The sequence below is a fragment of the Bartonella sp. AA81SXKL genome, from assembly GCF_042196945.1.
GTDB lineage: Bacteria > Pseudomonadota > Alphaproteobacteria > Rhizobiales > Rhizobiaceae > Bartonella.
Genome location: NZ_JBHIRH010000427.1, coordinates 1 through 535, shown reverse-complemented (window position 1 = coordinate 535; position 535 = coordinate 1). Strand labels below are relative to the sequence as shown.

General features: G+C 43.6%; 1 protein-coding gene and 1 pseudogene. Both read right to left on the bottom strand.

Features of this window, described 5'->3' with window-relative positions:
* Positions 1-162 (bottom strand): annotated as a pseudogene (locus ACFINZ_RS12065) (tail fiber domain-containing protein); the annotation flags it as partial.
* The coding region (locus ACFINZ_RS12060; RefSeq protein WP_375701655.1) for a hypothetical protein at positions 159-535 on the bottom strand (377 nt) is incomplete at its 5' end. The pseudogene ACFINZ_RS12065 and the gene ACFINZ_RS12060, both read right to left, overlap by 4 nt.

Genomic DNA, 535 nt, shown 5'->3' with positions numbered 1-535 from the left:
AAGCCCAGCGGTACGCTCCCCCTGATAAACATTGCCTCCGATACCTTTATTATAAAGATCGAGTGCTTGCGCACTGGCTTTTTTAAAGATCTCTGCTACCCAAGCGGGTGGTGCATTTGTTTGTGTTGTTGTTTGCACTTGAGGTTTTGTTTTTCTACTCATGGGTTTAGAACCTTTCTGTAATGAATAAGATTACGGGAATATCCGTGATGGCTAAGCATTTTAGACCATCCAGATCTTCCAAACATATGTATTTCCTCAGCATGGATTGTTCGCGCCCATTCTTCGACTTTATCGATCAATTTGACCAATTCCAGTCCTCCCTCTCCAGCCAAATCTGAAAGGACGACGCGTTTTTTTCCCGTATGGGTTCTTTCAACTTTGGTAATCGCAAAAGCACTAAATTGGGTTTTATTTTTCAAGACCAGCCACAATTGTGCTTGTCCTCTCGCCAGTTCTTCGGCAATTGTTGCCAGACAAACATCATCAGGAAAGCGCTGAGCGTATTTTTTCAGTGCGGCATTGAGTGCCTCTT